Here is a 1,477-nt window from a genome sequence, read left to right on the forward strand (position 1 = left end):
AACAACCGACCCAGAAAACGATTGAGCTATCTCACTCCAGCCGAGGTCTTTTTCAACTACGATACCCTTGCACTTCGTGAGTGAATCCACCACTCTTCATAGTCATCACGTCATTGAGAAAAGCATCTTCCGAGACCACATTCTTCTCAAGAAGTTGGTCGAGCACGGACTGATAAATCAAGATATTTCAGCCAATCGGATCTACCTTCCGGTGGAGGGCGATCTAGCCAATGAACTTGCAATCTCGCCTCACAGAGGACGAACGCTGAGCTCATATACGACAGGCGTTAATCGCAGTCTCAAGGAAATCCTTGACTCTGCCGTGGGCCGCGCCGCCATGCGCGATGACACGGCGGCCTTGAAGCGCGTGGCGGCGGAAGTTCGTGACCTGCAAGACACCCTCAAAATCGCGCTCGACAATGGTGATCTTTACGCGACAAGACCAGATAGCCTGACCAAAAAGGAGACCAAGGCCCAGAACAACAAGATTTTTTCCGAGTACGACCAGTATCGCATCGATCATTCGCAGCAGTTGAAGATCTTGCGTGCCACGAATGACATCGAGTCCGAATGGCTCGCTATCATCCGCTCTGAGCAACGCATCGCTGCGGTGATCCTCGCCAAACAGCGCACCTCGACCAATCTGGTCGCTGTTCCCGGTGATCCAGATCCCGTCGCCCGCGAAATCGCCGGCCGCGAGGAATTTCGCATGGCCATCGCGCAGGCCGAGGATGCCGGGCGCGTGACGTTATCCGAGTCCAACGCGGCCTTGGTACAGCAGGTCTTGGATGACACGCCGACAACCATCGGCGGTGCTGCGCGCAGCATCCGCCAAGGCGCAGGCGCCACATCGCATCCGTCGTACACACCAGTATCGCAGCGCGGCTTCGCCACAGCAGAGCTACTAGCCGGCGATCTGTCCGCAGGCCAGGCGCTCCGCACGGCCGGCCTGTTCGCGACCGTCGCCGACACCATTGTCTCCGGCCAGCGCGCCACGCAGCTGCTGGGCCAGGACAACCCGCTCGCCTCGCGCTCGGAGCTGGCGCATTTCGCCGGGCGCAATGTCGGTGGCTGGGCCGGCGGTAGCGCGGCGGCCTACGCGCTGGGCAGCTCCGGCGCCGGGCCGATGGTGCTGATCGCCGCCGATGCCTATTTTATGAGCGTGGCCGGCGAGAAGGCCGCCGCGCTGCTCGACAACCGCGCGATCTACCGGCAGACCGATGGCGATGGCACCAAGTGGGCGTTCAACGGCACTGCCTGGGCACGCGAGGGCAAGGCAGACACCACCGCCGATGGCGTTGACAACCCCACCGCCACGCCGATCGTCGCCAGCTTCGCCAAGGCCCGAGAACTCAACTACCAGGCGACCAATGTCGCTGCAGCACTGGCGCTGAAAGACGCACCCGATCCGGTCGATCCTTATCGACAGTCGGCCAACGCCACCGATCGCCCCAGCCTGAGTCCTGCCGACTGGAAG

1 protein-coding gene is annotated in these 1,477 nt (G+C 61.3%); it reads left to right on the forward strand.

From position 1 onward, the window contains the following. Nucleotides 1–76: 76 nt before the first annotated feature. A partial coding sequence (locus XcuCFBP2542_RS18875; protein ID WP_146090373.1) for an AHH domain-containing protein occupies nt 77–1,477 on the forward strand: 1,401 nt, incomplete at its 3' end.

The sequence above is a fragment of the Xanthomonas cucurbitae genome (assembly GCF_002939885.1).
Taxonomy (GTDB): Bacteria; Pseudomonadota; Gammaproteobacteria; order Xanthomonadales; family Xanthomonadaceae; genus Xanthomonas; species Xanthomonas cucurbitae.